The sequence below is a fragment of the Kitasatospora sp. NPDC091207 genome (genome assembly GCF_044768625.1).
Classification (GTDB): domain Bacteria; phylum Actinomycetota; class Actinomycetes; order Streptomycetales; family Streptomycetaceae; genus Kitasatospora.
Map to the genome: position 1 here is coordinate 43,907 of NZ_JBIVVS010000037.1, position 17,057 is coordinate 60,963.

Here is a 17,057-nt window from a genome sequence, read left to right on the forward strand (position 1 = left end):
GTGGCCAAAGTGACGCGCGACGATGTAGCCCGACTGGCTGGTACCTCGACCGCGGTCGTCAGCTACGTCATCAACAACGGGCCGCGCCCGGTCGCGCCCGCGACCAAGGAGAAGGTGCTCGCGGCGATCGAGCAGCTCGGCTACCGGCCGAACAGCGTCGCCCAGGCGATGGCCTCCCGCCGCACCAACCTGATCGGCATGGTCGTCCCCGACGCCCGCCAGCCGTTCTTCGCCGAGATGGCGCACGCCGTGGAACGCGCCGCCTCCGAGCGCGGCAAGCTCGTCCTCATCGGCAACTCCGACTACGTGGACGACCGCGAGGTGCACTACGTCCGCGCCTTCCTCGGCATGCGGGTGTCCGGCCTGATCCTGGTCAGCCAGGGCCCCTCGCAGCGGGCCGCCGAGGAGTTCGCCGCGATGGAGGGCGCCAAGGTGGTGCTGCTGCACCGCCGGCCCGAGGCGATCGACGACGTCGCGGTGGTCACCGACGACGTGGCCGGCGCCGAAGCCGTCGTCCGCCACCTGCTGGAGGAGCACGGCCACCCGTACGTGGCCTGCTTCGGCGGCCCGGTCGAGTCCCCCGCCCCCGGCGACCCGGTCATCGACCACGTCGAGGGCTGGCAGCGCGCCATGGACGCCCACGGCCTGCCCGCCGAACCGCACCTGATCGACGCGCCCTTCCACCGCTACGGCGCCTACGAGGTCGCGCTCGGCCTGCTGAGCTCGCCGAACCGCCCGCCCGCCGTCTTCTGCTCCACCGACGACCAGGCGATCGGCGTGCTGCGCGCCGCCCGCGAGCTCGGCCTGCGGGTGCCGGAGGACCTCGCGGTGGCCGGCTTCGACGACGTGCCCGAGGCCGCCTTCGCCGACCCGCCGCTGACCACCGTCGCCTCCGACCGCGACGCGATGGCGCGGGCCGCCGTGGACCTGGTGCTCGACGACTCCCTGATGGTGCCCGGCTCGGACACCGAGCGGGTCCGGAAGTTCCCGTCGCGCCTGGTCATCCGCCGTTCCTGCGGCTGCCGGCCGAGCGAACCGCGGGACGCCCGGCCGTCCTAGCGCCGGTCCCGGCCTGACCAGGCTTTATGAGAAGTCAACGGGCTTCTCGGCGGCTTCTGACCTCGTTCTCATCAGATCCTCATCCGGCGGGCGGACGTTGGTCGACATGAGCGATCAGCAGCACGGCAGCAGCGAGCAGTACGACGACCCGCACCCCACCCCGTACGGGTACCCGCACCCCGCCGGGGGGCCGGTCGTCCAGGGCACCGTCCTCGGCAGCACGACCGCCGGATACCCGGCCGCCGGCCACCCCTCGGTCGGGACCCCGCCCCCTCCCCCGCCGGCCGCGCCGCCGCTGCCGCCGGCGCCCCCCGCCACCGGCGGGCCCGCGTCCCACGGCGGCCACGGCGGCCGGGCCAGGCGCGGCTTCCTGCGCGGCCGGGTCGCGCTGGTCACCGCCGTCGCGGCGGTCGCCGCCGTCCTCGGCGGCGTGACCGGCGGCGTGGTCGCCGCCGACCAGCACGGCTCCGCCACCCGCACCGCCACCATCGCCAGCCCGGTCGCCGCCCGCTCCGACGGCAGCGCCGACGTCGCCGCCATCGCCTCGGCCGTCTCCCCGAGCGTCGTCCAGATCACCGTGAAGACCGCGAACGGGACGGCCACCGGCACCGGCGTGGTGCTCGACAAGGACGGCCGGATCCTCACCAACTACCACGTCGTCTCCGGCGCCGCCGACGGCGGACAGGTCACCGTCACCTTCAAGGACGGCTCCACCGCCAAGGCCGCCGTCACCGGCACCGACAAGTCCCTGGACGCCGCCGTGATCACCGCGAGCGGCGCCAAGAATCTCACCCCCGCCACCCTCGGCGACTCCTCCACCGTCGGGGTCGGCGACCCGGTCGTCGCCATCGGCAACCCGGAGGGCCTCACCGGCACCGTCACCTCGGGCATCATCAGCGCCGAGAACCGCGAGGTCACCGTCCAGGTCGACGAGGGCACCACCAGCGGCAACGGCGGCTTCGGCTTCCCCAACCTGCCCGGCCTGCGCGGCAGCACCCCGCAGAACAACGGCGAGACCGCCTCCTACAAGGCCTTCCAGACCGACGCCGCGCTCAACCCCGGCAACTCCGGCGGCCCGCTGATCAACGCGAACGGCCAGGTCATCGGCATCAACTCGGCGATGTACTCGGCGAGCGGCTCCAGCTCCACGGCCGGCGGCGGCACCGCCGGCAGCGTCGGCCTCGGGTTCGCCATCCCGATCAACGACATCAAGCAGGCGCTGCCCGAGCTGCAGGCCGGGCAGAACATCTAGACGGACAATTACTCCGAGCAGGTCCCCCGTCCAGCAGGTCACCGCAGTCCCCCCAGCAGGCTCTCCGACGATGAGAAAGGGCAACCGCCCATGACCCCGGCCGCCGACGACCGCACCCCCGCCGAGCCCGGACCGGCCTCCGCCCGGCTCCTCGTGGTCGACGACGAACCCGCCCTCCGGGACGCCCTGGAGAGCAGCCTCGCCTTCGAGGGCTACGAGGTCGCCACCGCCACCGACGGCTACGAGGCGCTGGAGTCCGTCGAACGGGAGAAGCCCGACCTCGTCCTGCTGGACATCATGATGCCCCGGATGGACGGCCTCACCGCCGTCCGCCGGATGCGCTCGCGCGGCGACACCGTCCCGGTGCTGATGCTCACCGCCCGCGACGCCGTCGGCGACCGGGTCACCGGGCTGGACGTCGGCGCCGACGACTACCTCGCCAAGCCCTTCGAACTGGACGAACTGCTCGCCCGGGTCCGCGCCCTGCTCCGCCGCAACGCCCTCGCCACCGAGGCCGCCGCCCGCGCCGCGGCCGTCGAGGACGACAGCGAGGTGATGGCCTTCGCCGACCTCCGGATGAACACCGCCACCCGCGAGGTCACCCGGGCCGGCAAGCCGGTCGAGCTGACCCGCACCGAGTTCATGCTGCTGGAGATGTTCCTCTCGCACCCCCGCCAGGTGCTCACCCGCGAACAGATCCTCAAGGCGGTCTGGGGCTTCGACTTCGAACCGTCCTCCAACTCCCTGGACGTGTACGTGATGTACCTGCGCCGCAAGACCGAGCAGGGCGGCATGCCCCGGATCATCCAGACCGTACGCGGCGTCGGCTACGCCCTGCGCCCGGCGCCCGGCACCACCGCGTGAGCGGGACCACCACGCCACCACCGCCCCTGCTACCGCCCCGGGTCCACCGACGGCAGCGGCTCGCCCGCTGGTACCGCGCCCAGTCCCTGCGCAGCCGGCTGACGTTCCTGACGGCGGCGGCGGTGGCGGTGGCCATCGCGCTGTCGGCACTGGCCTGCTGGTTCATCGTGGAGAAGCAGCTGTACGGGCAGGTCCGGCACGACCTGGAGAACGTTCCCCCTCCCCGCGCGGCGCCTCTCAACCTCCCGTGCGCCACCACCCCCGATGCCGCCCTGAAGAAGGTCCAGGACGCCAAGGAGGCCGGCACGCTGCCGGAACCCCCGGTCGGTGGTCCAGCGGCCCGGGACACCCAGTTCGTCTGGGACGACCCGGCCTGTGTCACTCTCCCGGCCAGTGCCACCAAGGCCATCGCGATCCAGCCGGACGACGCCAGGGCCTTCCTGCTCAAGCCGAATCAGTCGATCATCCGCGAGGGCCATTTCACCAACGGCGAGCCCGCGATGGTCAAGATCTCCGTGGCCGCGGTCCCCTCCACCCACTCCTCGGTGCTCATCATGGTCGCGTCCCCGACCAAGGCCACGAAGGAGTCGCTCAACCAACTCGCCCTGATCCTCGGCGGTGTGGCCCTCGGCGGCGTCATCCTCGCCGGGCTCGCCGGGCGGCTGGTCGCCCGCTCCGCGCTCAAGCCCGTCGACCAGCTCACCGACGTGGTCGAGCACATCGCCCGCACCGAGGAGGTCGGCGGCACCATCCCCGTCCACGGCAGCGACGAGATCGCCCGGCTCGCCGCCTCGTTCAACTCGATGAGCACCGCGCTCGCCAACTCCCGTGACCGCCAGACGCGCCTGATCGCCGACGCCGGGCACGAGCTGCGCACCCCGCTCACCTCGCTGCGCACCAACGTCGACCTGCTGATCCGCAGCGACGACACCGGCCGGCCGCTCCCCGCCGCCACCAGGACCAAGCTGCTCGGCAACATGAAGGCGCAGATGCAGGAACTCACCGTCCTGATCGGTGACCTGCTCCAGCTGTCCCGGCCCGACACCCCCAAACCGGGCCGGATCCTGGCCGTCGTCGCGGTGCACGAACTCGCCGACCGGGCGCTCGCCCGCGCCAAGCTGCGCGGTCCCGGGCTGGTCTTCGAGACCGAGATCGAACCCTGGTTCGTCCACGGCGACGCCGCCGCGCTGGAACGCGCCGTGATCAACCTGCTGGACAACGCGGTCAAGTACAGCCCGCCCGGCGGCACGATCGACATCCGGCTCCGCCAGGGCGTGCTGACCGTCCGCGACCACGGCCCCGGCATCCCGCCGGACGAGTTGCCGTACGTCTTCGACCGCTTCTGGCGTTCCCCGTCCTCGCGCCAGCTCCCCGGCTCCGGCCTCGGGCTGTCGATCGTCGCGCAGAGTGTGCGGGAGGCGGGCGGCGAGGTGTCGCTCGGCCCGGCCCACGACGGTGGCCCGGGCGCCCTGGCCACCGTCCGGCTGCCCGGCGGCCCGGCGGCCGGTTAGCCCGGCCACCGGGCGAAAACGGAACGGGCGGGGCGCCCCGACAGCGCCCCGCCCGTTCCCCGCCGGCTACGGTCAGTCGAGGTCGCTGCCCGGGCCGATGACCTTGATGCGGTCCTGCGCCGGCGCCTTCAGCGGCGCGGCGGCCGAGCTGTTGGCACCGAGGTACGCGGCGAAGACGTCCAGGTCGGAGGCGCCGACCAGCTTGTCGGTGCCGGCCGCGAAGGCCGGGAAGCCGTCGCCGCCGCCGGCCAGGAACTCGTTGGCCGCGACACGGTACGTGGCGGCCGGGTCGATCGGCGCGCCGTTCAGCCGGACCGAGTCCGTCAGGACCCGGTTCACGCCGGCCTTGCGCATGTCCAGGGTGTAGGTCAGGCCCTTGGACGACTGCAGGATCTTCGGCGAGGCCTCGTTGGACCCGCTCACCTGCTGCTGGAGCAGCTGGACCAGCTGGGCGCCGGTCAGCGTCTTGACCTGCATCATGTTGGTGAACGGCTGGACGGTGAACGCCTCGCCGTAGGTCACCACGCCGTCGCCCTCGGCGCCGCTCGCCTTGTAGACGAGGTCGGAGCGGATGCCGCCGGGGTTCATGAAGGCGATCTGCGCGCCGCCCTTGTCCGCGGGCGCCAGGCCCGCCAGCTGGGCATCGGCGATCACGTCACCGAGCGGCTTCTCCGGGTCGCTGTTCCCGCGCCCGTTGATGTCCGAGGCGATGAAGCCGAGCGGACGGTTGGCGATCGGGGCGGCCAGCTTGGAGTAGCGGTCGATCAGCGCCGTCATGTCCGGGGCCTTCTCGACCGTGCGGCGCACGACGTGGTTCTCGGCCTTGACCGAGGGGCGCACGATGCTGCCCGTGGTCTTGTCGAGCTTCAGGTCGATCTCGGTGTAGAGCCGGCCGAAGGAGGCGGCGCTGGTCACCGAGCGCGGCACGCCCTGCGGGTCGGGGATGGTGCAGGCGTAGGCGTTGTGGGTGTGGCCGGTGACGATGGCGCCGATCGCCGGGTCCAGGTTCTTGGCGATGTCCACGATCGGGCCGGAGATGCCCTGGCCGGCGGCGCCGCAGTCGTAGTTGTAGGTGCTGCTGGCCGGCAGGCCGCCCTCGTGGATCAGGGCGACGATCGAGTTCACGCCCTGCTTCTTCAGCTCGGCCGCGTACTTGTTGATCGTGGCGACCTCGTTGCCGAACTTCAGGCCCTTGACGCCCTCGGCGGTCACGATGTTCGGCGTGCCCTCCAGGGTGGCGCCGATGAACCCGACCTTCACGCCCTGCGACTTGGTCACCCAGTACGGGGCCAGGATCGGCTTGCCGGTCTTCTCGTTGGTGACGTTGGCGGCCAGGTAGTTGAAGTTGGCGCCCTTGAACTTGCGCCCCTCCTCGTAGCAGCCGTCCACCGGGTGGCAGCCGCCCTCCTGGAGGCGGATCAGCTCCTTGGAGCCCTCGTCGAACTCGTGGTTGCCGACGGCCGTGACGTCCAGGCCGAGCTTGTCCATCGCCTCGATGGTCGGCTCGTCGTGGAAGAGCGCCGAGGTCAGCGGCGAGGCGCCGACGATGTCACCGGCGGCGACGGTGATCGAGTCGTCGGCCGGGATCCGGGCCTGGCGCAGCGCGGTGGCCAGGTACTCGATGCCGCCGGCCGGGGTGCTGACCACCTGGCCGGTCGCCGGGTCGATCTCCCGAATGGTGCCGGAGGAGCCGGCCGGGGGTTCCAGGTTGCCGTGGAAGTCGTTGATCGCCAGCAGCTGGAGGTTGACGGTCTTCTGACGCTTGGCGTCCGCGGCCTGGGCCGCGGTCGGCGCGGCCACGGTGCCGACGAGGCCGGCCGCGGCGACGGCGGCCAGGACGGCACGCCGGGATCTGACGGTGAGCATGGAGGTCCCCTGCACCTTGAGAGAGCGCCCGGCCGGCGACATGTGTGGGCGGGCGACGGTGTCGTTGCGCCAGTGCAGCCTAGAGTCAACGCGCGTAGCTGTCAGGACCCTGGACGTAACGACAGGGTTACCTACTGACGAATCGTCGCCGCACAGCCGGCTCGCCGACCGGTCGCACCGGCACCGCGGAAGGGGCGCCGGCCGGCCCGGGAGGAGCCGCCGACCAGCGCCGGAGCTCGGCTCAGAGACCTGGTTCGGATGCCAACTGCCGCTCTGCCCGGGTCCGCTCGGCGACCGTCTCCTCCGTCATCGCGCGATCGGTGTAGACCAGTGGCCGCTCGGCCTCGGTGATGATGTGCTTCACCACCTGGACGTTCCCGTTGACGTCCCAGACCGCGATGCCCGGCGAGAGTGTGGGGATGATCTCAACCGCCCAGCGCGGCAGACCCAGCACCCGGCCGGTGGCTCTCGCCTCCTCGGCCTTCTGCATGTAGATCGTCCGGGTGGAGGCCATCTTGAGGATCGCCGAGGCCTCCTTGGCCGCCGCGCCGTCCACCACGTCGGACAGGTGGTGGACCACCGCCACGAAGGAGAGCCCGAGCCGGCGGCCGAACTTCAGCAGCCGCTGGAACAGCTGGGCGACGAAGGGGCTGTTGATGATGTGCCAGGCCTCTTCGACCAGGAAGATCCGCTTGCGCCGGTCCGGCCTGATCCAGGTGTGCTCCAGCCAGACGCCGACGATCGCCATCAGGATCGGCATCGCGATCGAGTTCCGGTCGATGTGCGACAGGTCGAACACGATCAGCGGCGCGTCCAGGTCGATGCCGTCGGTGGTCGGCCCGTCGAACATGCCGCGCAGGTCACCGTCGACCAGCCGGTCCAGCACCAGGGCCACGTCCAGCCCCCAGGACTGCACCTCGTCCACCCCGACACCCAACGACTCCACCGACGCCAGCTCCGGGCTGCGCAGGGTGTCGATGATGTCGTCCAGCACCGGCTGCCGGTCGGTCACCGAGGCGACCACATGGGCGTGTGCCGCCTTCAGGGCGAAGCCGGCCCGCTCCTCCAGCCCGCGCCCCATCGCCACCTCGACGATCGTGCGCAGCAGCGACAGCTGGCCGGTCTGGGTGATCGCCGGGTCCAGCGGATTGAGCTTCACCCCGCCGTCCCGGGCCGCCATCGGGTCGAGCCGGATCGACTTTATGCCCAGCGCGTTGGCGATCAGGTTCCACTCACCGACGCCGTCCTCGCCCTGCGCGTCCAGCACCACCACCTGCCGGTCACGGAACCGCAGCTGACGCAGCACGTACGTCTTCTCCAGCGCGGACTTGCCGTTGCCGGACTCGCCGAGCACCAGCCAGTGCGGGGCCGGCAGCTGCTGCCCGTACAGCTGGAAGGGGTCGTAGACGTAGCCCTTGCCGCTGTACACCTCGCGGCCGATGATCACGCCGGAGTCGCCCAGCCCCGGTGCGGCGGTGGGCAGGTAGACCGCCTGCGCCTGGCCGGTGGAGGTGCGCACCGGCAGCCGGGTGGTCTCCACCTTGCCGAACATCAGGCTGGTGAACGCGTCGGTGAGGTTGCCGATCGCCATGCGGGGCCTCCAGGTGGATCAGCGGCGGATGCCGGTGGCGAACGGCAGGGTGTTGACGAACGCCCGGTGGTGCTCGCGGTCGCACCACTCCAGCTTGAGGTAACTCTTGCCGGCCGAGGCACGGATGGTCCGCTTGTCGCGGGCCAGCGCCTCCGGGTTGCGCGAGGAGACCGTGATGTAGCCGACCAGGTTCACCCCGGCCGCGCCGGAGGCCAGGTCGTCACCGCGCTGGTCGACCCGGCCGGTGTGGGCCAGGTCGCGCGGGTCGACCGTACGGTTCATCTTGGCGGCGCGGCTGGCCTCCGCCTCGTCGTTGGTCTTCTCGGTGAGCATCCGCTCGATCGCGACGTCGGTGGGCTCCAGGTCCATCGTCACCGCGACCGTCCGGATCACGTCCGGGGTGTGCACCAGCAGCGGCGCCAGGAAGTTGACGCCCACCGGGGTCAGCGGCCACTCCTTGATCCAGGCGGTGGCGTGGCACCACGGCTCGCGGGTCGTCGACTCGCGGGTCTTCGCCTCCAGGTACTGCGGGTGCGTCGCGTCCAGCTCGGCCGGCCAGGCATTGCGCCGGGACATCGCCTGGATGTGGTCGATCGGGTGGTCCGGGTCGTACATCGAGTGCAGCAGCGAGGAGAGCCGGGCCTGCCCGAGCGGCTGGCGCACCCGGATGTCCGCCTCCGCCAGCCGCGCGCAGATGTCCGTCAGCTCACGGGCCATCACCGCGGCCAGACCCTCGTCGTCCCGGGCCCGCCGCCCGGTCGCCGTCCGGCCCATCGCGTGCGCCTCGGCCGCCAGGTCACGGGTGTAGTGCATACAGGCCACCAGGTACGCCCGGTGCTGCTCGGAAGACGTCGACACCATCGACTGCAGCTGGTCGTACGAGTCCTTCAGCCAGCCCGGCGCGCCGTGGTCGCCGCGCCGCTCCACGTCCTTCGCGTGCGCGTCCGGATCGGCCGGCAGCGTACGGGCCAGGATCTGCAGCCGCGTGACGAACCCGTCCCCGTTGGCGACGTGCTTCAGCAGCGTGCCGAACCGGTCGACCAGGGCCTCCTGGTCCTCCGAGTCGCGCAGCCCGACGCCCGGGCCCTCGATCTCGATCGCGGCCGTCACCGTCCGCCGCTCCAGGTGCATCAGCACCCCGACCTCGTCCGGCCCGAACGGCGCCGCCAGCCAGCGCAACCGCCCCACCCCGGGCGGCGGGCCGACCTCGACCTCACGCCCGTCCATCCGGGTACCCGCGTCCATCGCGTCCGACTTCCACACCGCCCGACCGCTGCGGACCGTCCGGCGGTAGGTGCGGTTGATCTCCACCCACTTGTAGAACGTCCGGCGCCGGTACGGCACGTAGACCGCCGCGATGGCCAGCAGGGGCAGGCCGACCAGGCCCGCGATGCGCAGCGGCAGGACCGGCATCAGCAGGCCCCAGAGCATGCCGAGGAACGCCCCGAAGATGATCAGGACGATCTCGCCGGACTCCCGGTTGCGGCCGATCGGTGCGTTCGGGCGGGCCTTGCCGATCAGGTACGTGCGGCGCTGGTGCACGTACGGCTGGGCGTACTGGGCGCCGTACTGGCCGAGTGGTTCGCTGCTCACTTACCCGTCACCCTCCCTTCGCTGGATTGCTGTCGCGGGTCGAAGCCTTGGCCGGCGAGGCCTGCGGCGGCGGCGCGGGGGTCCGCGCGGCGTGGGCGGCGATGCCCGGGGCCACCGAGCCACCGCCACCGCCCGCGCCGCCGCCACCGCCCTGCGGGCCGCGGTCGCCGTGCGTACTGATGCCCTGCTTCACCAGGTTCGCCGTGCCGTTGATCATCGCCGACCCGGCCGACACCGCGCTGGCCCTGGCATGGCGCATGCTCATGATCTCGTCGCCGAAGCCCGGCACGAAGCGGTAGACGGAGGCGCTCGCGAAGATCGACAGGAAGAGGATCGCCAGGCCCGACAGCACCCGCGCGAAGTCGTCGTTGGCCCCCGCGCCGGTGGCCACCGCGCCGGCCAGGCCGAGGATGATCACGATGATCGGCTTCGCCAGGTCCACCGCCAGCATCACCCCGGCCCAGCGGCGCACGTGCTTCCACAGCTGCTTGTCCACCAACCCCGCGTACACCGCCGTCCCCAGCAGGGCGCCCACGTACAGCATCGCCGCCCGGATCAGCAGCTCGACCCAGAGCACCGCCGCCGCCAGGACGGCCACCAGCGACACGATGATCAGGATCAGCGGCCCGCCGCCCATGTCACCCTTCTCCAGGGTGTCCGCGAACCCGCCCAGGTACGTCCCGGTGTCCGACTTCGTCCCCACCGCGATCGCCGTGGTCAGCCCGTCCGTCGCGCTCACCACGGTGTACAGGATCAGCGGCGTGAACGCCGAGGCCACCACGGTCAGCCACAGGAAGCCGATCGCCTCCGAGATCGCCGTCGTCAACGGGGCACCGCGCACGGCGCGCTTCGTCACCGCCAGCAGCCAGAGCACCAGCGTGATGATCGTCGAGGCGGCGAAGACCACCGCGTACTGCTGCAGGAACGACGCGTTGGTGAAGTCCACCTGCGTCGTCCCGTCGATGACCCCCGACAGGTTCCGCACCACCCAGGCAGCCGCCTGCGCGCAGCCCTTCGCCAGCGCGCCGAGCGGATCGGTGACACTCCCGACCGTGCCCGAGCCGGGGAGCGTGCCGCTGCCGCCCGGGGCGCAGTAGACATCGTTGCCCGGGAGAGGCACTCCTGGGCAACTGGTGTTGGACGCGCCAGGGGTCGGCGAGGGGCTCGGCTCGGCGAAGGCCCGTTGGGCCGTCAGGAAGACCGGCAGGAGGCTTGCCGCCGCGCCTACGGCCAGCCTGCCCAGCCCACGTCGCAGGGAACCCGAACCACCGTCAGCGGGCATAGCGGAAGCCTCCGAACTGCTCGACGGCACCAGTGATCTCCTCGGCGGTCGCGGCCCGCTGGTCCGGCGGAACAGGTGCGGGGCCCGTCACCCGGCTGAAGTCGATGAGCTTCCAGTCTGTGCCGGTCCATCGCAGGGTGAGAGTCAGGGTGAACCACTCCTCCGAGACCGGACGGACCGAGCGCTCACCGGCAAGGCCGTACAGTCCCGTGCACCAGACCTCGACCTTGGCGCTCTCCGCGCTGTACGTACTGCTCTTTGTGCCGACCGGAATGGTCCGACTGACGAACGTCAACCCCTTGGGCGCACGCCCCTGCGCGTCGACGCCGAACCTGGCGGCGGTCTCGGGAGTGAACCCCTGATCCAGCCGCGTCTGCAGCGCCGCGACGGCGGCCGGGTCGGCGATGGTGGCGACGATGGCGTGACGGCTGTCGGTGCGGAACATCTCGGCCGAGCCGATGGCGACCGCGTAGTTGGTGGCGGCCGACTGCGCGCCCTGGTCGGTGTGCGGGAAGCCGCCGGCGATCCCGTTGGTGGTGGTGCCGACGGGCTGGTCGCCGCTGGGGGCCGGCCCGGCGCCGGCGGCGGCCGTGGGAGCCGCCCCGTCGGCCGAGCGGCCGGGCCCGGTGCCCGGGTCGGCCTTGCCGCGGTTGGCGATGGAGATCGCCACCACCAGCAGCGTGACGACCACCAGGACGGCCAGCAGGGTCCGCATCGGGCGCGGCTGACGGACGGTCGGCTGGGAGGAGGGCTGTTCGCCGACCGGCAGCCGCGTACGGGTGTGCGGCTGGTCGTCGGACAACGGCACGGCGGCCCTCCTGGTGCGGGGAGCCGGGGCGGCTCCGGGGGCCCCTCCGCCCGTGGGCGGGTGCGGAGGGAGGGGTGAGTGGGTGGACTCCCGACGGGGACTCCGACGGATCCGGCGGCCGGGCGGGCGGGCGACCGTGCCGCCCACTCACGCCCGAACTGTCCGATCGTCAGATGGCCATGCCGTACACAATGGTGAACAGAGTGCCAAGTGATCCAATGATGAACACGCCGGTCAGCCCGGCGATGATCAGCCCCTTGCCCTGTTCGGCGCCGAAGCTGTCCCGCATGGCGGTCGCACCGATCCGCTGCTTGGCCGCCCCCCAGACGGCCAGGCCGAGGCAGGCCAGGATCGCCACGGCCATGACGACCTCGACCATCACCCGGGCTTCCGACCCGAGACTTGCGAACGGGCCCCAGTCCGGGGCGATCCCGCCGATGATGGTGTCGATATTCGGCTTCTTAGGAGGGTCCTCGGCCAGGTGGCCGATCGCGAGGCTGTCCACGCTGCTCAGGTTCATTTCCATCTCACCGCCCGATCAGGCAAATTCAAGGGCCCAGACCCCGTCCGCGCGAAGGGTCGGTACCTATTCTTGGCCAGATCTGATGTCGACTTGGCTGCTTCTCGCGGATTGGTCGTGAGGCACGGGACACGTACGCGAGGATGTCCACCGTACGAAGGATAGCGCTCACTCTTTGTATCTCTGATGATTGCGGTGAGCAACGCCTTCCGGGACACTTCGACTGACGATTCGTCGGGATGGTGCTGATGGTACTCCGGAAGGCCGGTACGGCCGCCGCCGCTGCGGGAGTTGTCGCGGTCGGCTTCATCGGGCTGGTCACGGTCGCGACGTATGCCGCGAGCGGTCCGCCACAGCAGTCGGCCAATCGCGCCGCGCTCTCCCCGGGCACCGTTCCGACGGCCTACCAGGGGCCGATCCAGCAGTGGGGCGCGCTCTGCCCGGAGATCTCCCCGCCGATGCTCGCGGCACAGCTGTACCAGGAAAGCGGCTTTGACCCGGGCGCCCGATCACCCGTCGGCGCACAGGGAATGGCGCAGTTCATGCCGGCCACCTGGGGAACATACGCCACGGACGGCAACAATGACGGCAAGAAGGATGTCTGGGACCCCTTCGACGCGATCGCCTCGGCGGCCACGTTCGACTGCGCACTCGCCGACGACGTCGCCAAGGTGCCGGGCGACCAGCAGGCCAACCTGCTGGCCGCGTACAACGCGGGCCCGTACGCGGTCACGAAGTACAACGGGGTGCCGCCGTACAAGGAGACCCAGGGCTATGTGAAGAACATCCAGGCGATGGCCCGGAGCTTCACCGCGCCGACCGCGCCGGTGGCCGTCTCCCAGCAGTCGGCCGGCGCGATCTACTTCGCGCAGACCAAGCTCGGCACCCCGTACCTGTGGGGCGGCTCGGGCCTGGCCTCGCAGAACGGACGGTTCGACTGCTCCGGGCTGACCTGGGCCGCCTTCGCCAGCGTGGGCATCGAGCTCCCCCGGGTCGCCAACGACCAGTGGTACGCCGGCCAGCACCCCTCGCGCGACCAACTGCGCCCGGGGGACCTGGTGTTCTGGGCGACCGACCTGAGCGATCCGCGCAGCATCCACCACGTCGGCATCTACGTCGGCGGCGGCTACATGATCGACGCACCGCACACCGGCGCGGTGATCCGCTACGACAAGATCGACACCAAGGAGTACATCGGCGCCACCCGGGTCACCTCGGACGGCGCCCAGGCGCTGCCGGGCCGCAACACGGACGGCAGCATCGCCGCCCCCAGCCGGCCGGGCACCACCGCCCCGGACACGCCCTCCCCGACCCCGTCCGCCCCCGCCGCCCCCGCCCCGCAGGCGAACCAGGCGGCTCCCGCCCCGGCGTCCGCGCCCGGCTCCGTCCCCGCCCGGCGGGCCGTCGCGGCCGGCCCGGCACCGGCCGGCCCGGGCCCGGCAGGTGCAGGTCAAAGCCCCGCAAAGAGCTGATCCGGCCGGACCTCCGGGTGTGATTGCGCTGTGGACGCTGAGTCAAGTTTCCATAACCGCGCGTTTCCGTGGAACGCTGTGCCCCGGTTATGACGTTGTGTCCGTTGGTCCCGCGTCACCTCCCTGAACAGGGAGGAGCTGGGCGGGCCACGGCCGGATCGAACAGGTGCTGCGGACCAGAAGGAGGTGCGGCGTGTCGACGCCGCTTGCCGACACGACCAACCCCGACCTCGGACTGCTCTACGCCGTCAACGGCCTCGCCAAGCGCTCCCCGCAGTGGTTGGACCACGCGGTCTCCTGGATCGGCGAGTACGGCATCCTGATCGGCCTGGCCCTGCTGGGCCTGATCGGCTGGCTCCAGGCCAGACGCCGCCCGGACGCCCCGGTGGCCGTCGCCGGGCTGCTCTGGGCGCCGCTCGCGGTCGCCCTCGCCGAGCTGGCGAACCTGCCGATCGCCGCCATCGTCGACCGCCCGCGCCCGTTCGTCGACCACACCGGGCTGGACGTGCTGGTGGAGGGCAAGGAGGGCACGCACTCCTTCGTCAGCGACCACTCGACGATGTCGATGGGGATCGCGGTCGCCCTGTTCCTGGTGAACCGGCGGCTGGGCTGGATCGCCGGCGGCCTCGCCCTGCTGCAGGGGTTCTGCCGGATGTACATGGGCGTCCACTACCCCACCGACGTGATCGGCGGCTTCGCGCTCGCCACCGCGGTGGTCCTGCTGCTGGCACCGATCGCGATGGCCGTCCTCGTCCCGCTCTGCCACGCGCTGGGCCGGACCGCCGTCGCCCCGCTGATCCGGGCAGCGCCGGCCGGCGCCCGCCCGCGCGGACGTCGGCGGGGTCGCGAGCGGGGCGGCGTGACCTCCGACGAGCAGCCGCCGGAGTCCGACCTGGCGGCGTAGCCGCTTCCGGCCGGGACCGCAGGGGCCACCCCTTCAACCGGTCCCGCCGGCGTCGTTCTCGGTCAGGTGGTCGGCGGCCTCGCGCCTGGTCAGGTCGCGGGAGCGGCGGGCCGGCGAGAACCAGCCGCAACCGCAGGTCGCGTAGCAGAAGGAACCGCGTTCGCTGATGGCGACGCGGTGCTCGGGCATCCTGGTGGTGCCGGGGGCAGCCGGCAGCTCACTGTGCACGTGCCTCACCGTAACGCGCCCGGCACCGGGCGCGCGACGCTTCGCACGCGCCGGGTCCCGCGTAACCCTTCGATGCCCAACTCGTTTGCCCGGAAAGAGCTCTGCCCACCCGGTGGTGGTGGCCGGCGGGGCAGTCGGGGCCCGAGGGGGTTGTCGCGAGGATGAAGATGAGCGACCAGCAGCGCAGCGGCCGGCGGCACGGCCGTCCACGGCCCCACCTGCGCTCGGCCGCCGGGGCCGCCGTGCTCGCCGCCGCCCTGGCCGGACTGGCCGGACTGGCCGGCTGTTCCGGCGGCGCCGCAGAGCCCGGTGACTCGGCCGACCGGAAGCCGGGCGCCGCCGACCGGCTCTCCGCCGACCCGGTGACGGCCGTCCGCAACGCCGCCGACATCACCGGCCGGACGGGCTCCGCGCGGACCAGCACCGAGCTCGTCACCGAGTCCGCCGAGAAGAAGGCCGTGTTCACCGGCACCGGCGGCTACGACTACGTGAAGCGGATCGGCCGGCTGGAGGTGGCGGTGCCGCCGGGCGCGGCGACCACCGGGAAGATCGTCGAGGTGGTTCTGCCGGGCACCGTCTACCTGCAGAACAGCGGCGCCAAGGTGCCCGAGGGCAAGTGGGTCAAGCTCGACGTGCGCCAGCTGCCGGACGGCAACCTGGTCAGCGGCGGCGCCACCGACCCGGCCTCCGCCGCGGGTGCCCTGCGCGGGGCCCAGAAGGCGGACCTGGTCGGCACCGAGACAGTCGACGGGGTCCCGCTGAAGCACTACCGGGGCACCCTGGACCTCACCAAGGCGGCGGACGCCACCGGTGGGCGGGGCGGGGACGGCCTGCGGATGGGCGCCCAGACCTTCACGGCCAAGGACGTCCCGTACGACGCCTGGCTGGACGAGCAGGGGCGGCTGCACAAGGTGGTCGAGGTCTTCACCTTCGCCGGGGTGGCCGGGTCCAAGGAGGCGAAGGACCAGGTGAAGGTGACGTCGACCACCGCGCTGTCCGACTTCGGCAAGCCGGTGGAGGCGGCCGAGCCGCCCGCCGCCGACATCTACGCGATGAAGCCCACGGAGAGCCCGAAGTAGCCGGGCGCGGGGACGCCGCCGGGACGGGTGGGCCACCCCGGGCAGCGCGGCCCACCCGTTTCGGCGGCGTCGAGATGGCCCGTCCGTGCCATGTGGACGGGCTCCGAAGTGCCTAGGCTGGACATCGGGTGGCTGCCGCCCGGGCTGGCGAGGCGCTGAAGGGGTGGTGCAGGTGGTGTCGTCCACGGGCGGCCGCAGCGGCGGCCACGACGACGCGGCCCTCGACGAGATCGACCTGGCCGGCGAGCTGATGATCGCCGCCACGGCCAGCGACGACGACCGGCTGCCGCCGGAGCGGATCGACGAGGTGCTGCTACTGGACCGGCCCGACGGCGGTGCGGCCGCCGACCGGGCTTCGGAGTCGGGGTACTAGCCGCGACCCCCGCGCGGGCATCCCCCGGGTCGGCCCCCGGGCGTGGGGGCCGGGCCCGGAGCGGGGCGCTAGCTGCGCAGCAGCCGGCCGATCGCGGCGGTGGCCTCCGCCACCTTGGCGTCCAGCTCGGCGCCGCCCTCCTCGGCGGCCGCGGCGACGCAGTGCCGCAGGTGCTCCTCCAGCAGCGAGAGCGCGAAGGCCTGCAGGGCCTTGGTCCCGGCCGAGACCTGGGTCAGCACGTCGATGCAGTAGACGTCCTCGTCGACCATCCGCTGGAGGCCGCGGATCTGGCCCTCGATCCGGCGGAGCCGCTTGAGGTGGGCGTCCTTCTGCGCGCTGTACCCGTGCGGACCGTGCCCGCCGTGGTGCCCGGCCGTCTCCGGGACGGCCGGCGCGGAGGATTCACCGTGCGGCTCGCTCCCGGGCGCGTGGTCCGGGTCGGTGCGCGCTTCCGTCGTGGTCATCGGCCCGCCTTCGTCTGGGTGCCTGGGTGGCTGCGTCGGCCTCCAGTGTCCAACACCGGGGCCGGTCGTGGTGTTCCTGCGGCGAGGTCCGCCGGCCCGGAGCGGCTCCGGACGGGCTCCGGACGGGCTCCCGGGCGAGTTCCCCCGTCCGGGCAACACCCCGCTGTTCCGCGCGCACGACGGGGGCAATC

The 17,057-nt window shown here is 72.2% G+C and carries 16 protein-coding genes; 8 read left to right on the plus strand and 8 right to left on the minus strand.

What is annotated here, in order from left to right:
- The 4 genes from ACIQTO_RS35505 (at position 1) to ACIQTO_RS35520 (ending at position 4,686) form a co-directional block, all read left to right on the plus strand.
- The gene (locus ACIQTO_RS35505) at positions 1-1,059 is read left to right on the plus strand and encodes a LacI family DNA-binding transcriptional regulator (RefSeq protein ID WP_402397146.1); all 1,059 of its coding nucleotides are present in this window, start codon (positions 1-3) and stop codon (positions 1,057-1,059) included.
- A gap of 106 nt (positions 1,060-1,165) precedes the next feature.
- Positions 1,166-2,311: a S1C family serine protease gene (locus ACIQTO_RS35510; protein WP_402397148.1), complete on the plus strand. Its 1,146-nt coding sequence runs from the start codon at positions 1,166-1,168 to the stop codon at positions 2,309-2,311.
- Between the two features lie 90 nt (positions 2,312-2,401).
- The gene (locus tag ACIQTO_RS35515) at positions 2,402-3,175 is read left to right on the plus strand and encodes a response regulator transcription factor (RefSeq protein WP_402397151.1); all 774 of its coding nucleotides are present in this window, start codon (positions 2,402-2,404) and stop codon (positions 3,173-3,175) included.
- Entirely contained in the window at positions 3,172-4,686 is a 1,515-nt protein-coding gene (locus ACIQTO_RS35520; protein ID WP_402397154.1) for a sensor histidine kinase, read from the plus strand. Before ACIQTO_RS35515 ends, ACIQTO_RS35520 begins: the two co-directional genes overlap by 4 nt.
- Before the next feature lie 72 nt (positions 4,687-4,758).
- Here ACIQTO_RS35520 and ACIQTO_RS35525 read toward each other — a convergent pair whose 3' ends face one another.
- From ACIQTO_RS35525 to ACIQTO_RS35550, 6 genes are all read right to left on the minus strand, one after another.
- Complete coding sequence (locus tag ACIQTO_RS35525) at positions 4,759-6,552, minus strand: bifunctional metallophosphatase/5'-nucleotidase (RefSeq protein ID WP_402397156.1); 1,794 nt, start codon at positions 6,550-6,552, stop codon at positions 4,759-4,761.
- Between the two features lie 241 nt (positions 6,553-6,793).
- Positions 6,794-8,143 carry an ATP-binding protein gene (locus ACIQTO_RS35530; protein ID WP_402397159.1) on the minus strand — a complete coding sequence of 450 codons (1,350 nt, stop codon included), beginning with the start codon at positions 8,141-8,143 and terminating at the stop codon, positions 6,794-6,796.
- 18 nt (positions 8,144-8,161) lie between these two features.
- Positions 8,162-9,736 (minus strand): SCO6880 family protein, encoded by a 1,575-nt coding sequence (locus tag ACIQTO_RS35535; RefSeq protein ID WP_402397162.1) that lies wholly within the window; start codon positions 9,734-9,736, stop codon positions 8,162-8,164.
- Positions 9,737-9,743: 7 nt separating this feature from the next.
- Entirely contained in the window at positions 9,744-11,018 is a 1,275-nt protein-coding gene (locus tag ACIQTO_RS35540) for a hypothetical protein (RefSeq protein WP_402397164.1), read from the minus strand.
- Positions 11,008-11,826, minus strand: coding sequence for a hypothetical protein (locus tag ACIQTO_RS35545; protein ID WP_402397166.1), 819 nt, complete (start codon positions 11,824-11,826; stop codon positions 11,008-11,010). Before ACIQTO_RS35545 ends, ACIQTO_RS35540 begins: the two co-directional genes overlap by 11 nt.
- Before the next feature lie 169 nt (positions 11,827-11,995).
- Complete coding sequence (locus ACIQTO_RS35550; protein WP_360625092.1) at positions 11,996-12,346, minus strand: hypothetical protein; 351 nt, start codon at positions 12,344-12,346, stop codon at positions 11,996-11,998.
- Positions 12,347-12,585: 239 nt separating this feature from the next.
- Between ACIQTO_RS35550 and ACIQTO_RS35555 the strand changes: the two genes are divergently transcribed.
- Positions 12,586-13,818, plus strand: a complete 1,233-nt coding sequence (locus ACIQTO_RS35555) for an NlpC/P60 family protein (protein WP_402397168.1) — start codon at positions 12,586-12,588, stop codon at positions 13,816-13,818.
- A 193-nt stretch (positions 13,819-14,011) separates the two neighbouring features.
- Complete coding sequence (locus ACIQTO_RS35560) at positions 14,012-14,722, plus strand: phosphatase PAP2 family protein (protein ID WP_402397171.1); 711 nt, start codon at positions 14,012-14,014, stop codon at positions 14,720-14,722.
- A gap of 33 nt (positions 14,723-14,755) precedes the next feature.
- Here the strand turns inward: ACIQTO_RS35560 and ACIQTO_RS35565 are convergent, their stop codons facing one another.
- Positions 14,756-14,950, minus strand: coding sequence for a hypothetical protein (locus ACIQTO_RS35565; RefSeq protein ID WP_402397174.1), 195 nt, complete (start codon positions 14,948-14,950; stop codon positions 14,756-14,758).
- 167 nt (positions 14,951-15,117) lie between these two features.
- Here ACIQTO_RS35565 and ACIQTO_RS35570 point away from each other — a divergent pair, with 167 nt between their 5' ends.
- Both ACIQTO_RS35570 and ACIQTO_RS35575 read left to right on the plus strand, forming a co-directional pair.
- Positions 15,118-16,029 carry a hypothetical protein gene (locus ACIQTO_RS35570; RefSeq protein ID WP_402397177.1) on the plus strand — a complete coding sequence of 304 codons (912 nt, stop codon included), beginning with the start codon at positions 15,118-15,120 and terminating at the stop codon, positions 16,027-16,029.
- Positions 16,030-16,201: 172 nt separating this feature from the next.
- Positions 16,202-16,402, plus strand: coding sequence for a hypothetical protein (locus ACIQTO_RS35575; protein WP_402397179.1), 201 nt, complete (start codon positions 16,202-16,204; stop codon positions 16,400-16,402).
- 68 nt (positions 16,403-16,470) lie between these two features.
- Here ACIQTO_RS35575 and ACIQTO_RS35580 read toward each other — a convergent pair whose 3' ends face one another.
- Positions 16,471-16,866 (minus strand): metal-sensitive transcriptional regulator, encoded by a 396-nt coding sequence (locus tag ACIQTO_RS35580; RefSeq protein ID WP_402397182.1) that lies wholly within the window; start codon positions 16,864-16,866, stop codon positions 16,471-16,473.
- Between the last annotated feature and the right edge of the window lie 191 nt (positions 16,867-17,057).

Excerpts from the sequence above, each read along its gene's own strand:
- ACIQTO_RS35525 (WP_402397156.1), bottom strand. The coding sequence starts at position 6,552 with ATGCTCACCGTCAGATCCCGGCGTGCCGTCCTGGCCGCCGTCGCCGCG.
- ACIQTO_RS35510 (WP_402397148.1), top strand. The coding sequence starts at position 1,166 with ATGAGCGATCAGCAGCACGGCAGCAGCGAGCAGTACGACGACCCGCAC.
- ACIQTO_RS35540 (WP_402397164.1), bottom strand. The coding sequence starts at position 11,018 with ATGCCCGCTGACGGTGGTTCGGGTTCCCTGCGACGTGGGCTGGGCAGG.
- ACIQTO_RS35580 (WP_402397182.1), bottom strand. The coding sequence starts at position 16,866 with ATGACCACGACGGAAGCGCGCACCGACCCGGACCACGCGCCCGGGAGC.
- ACIQTO_RS35570 (WP_402397177.1), top strand. The coding sequence starts at position 15,118 with ATGAGCGACCAGCAGCGCAGCGGCCGGCGGCACGGCCGTCCACGGCCC.
- ACIQTO_RS35550 (WP_360625092.1), bottom strand. The coding sequence starts at position 12,346 with ATGAACCTGAGCAGCGTGGACAGCCTCGCGATCGGCCACCTGGCCGAG.
- ACIQTO_RS35555 (WP_402397168.1), top strand. The coding sequence starts at position 12,586 with ATGGTGCTGATGGTACTCCGGAAGGCCGGTACGGCCGCCGCCGCTGCG.
- ACIQTO_RS35515 (WP_402397151.1), top strand. The coding sequence starts at position 2,402 with ATGACCCCGGCCGCCGACGACCGCACCCCCGCCGAGCCCGGACCGGCC.
- ACIQTO_RS35530 (WP_402397159.1), bottom strand. The coding sequence starts at position 8,143 with ATGGCGATCGGCAACCTCACCGACGCGTTCACCAGCCTGATGTTCGGC.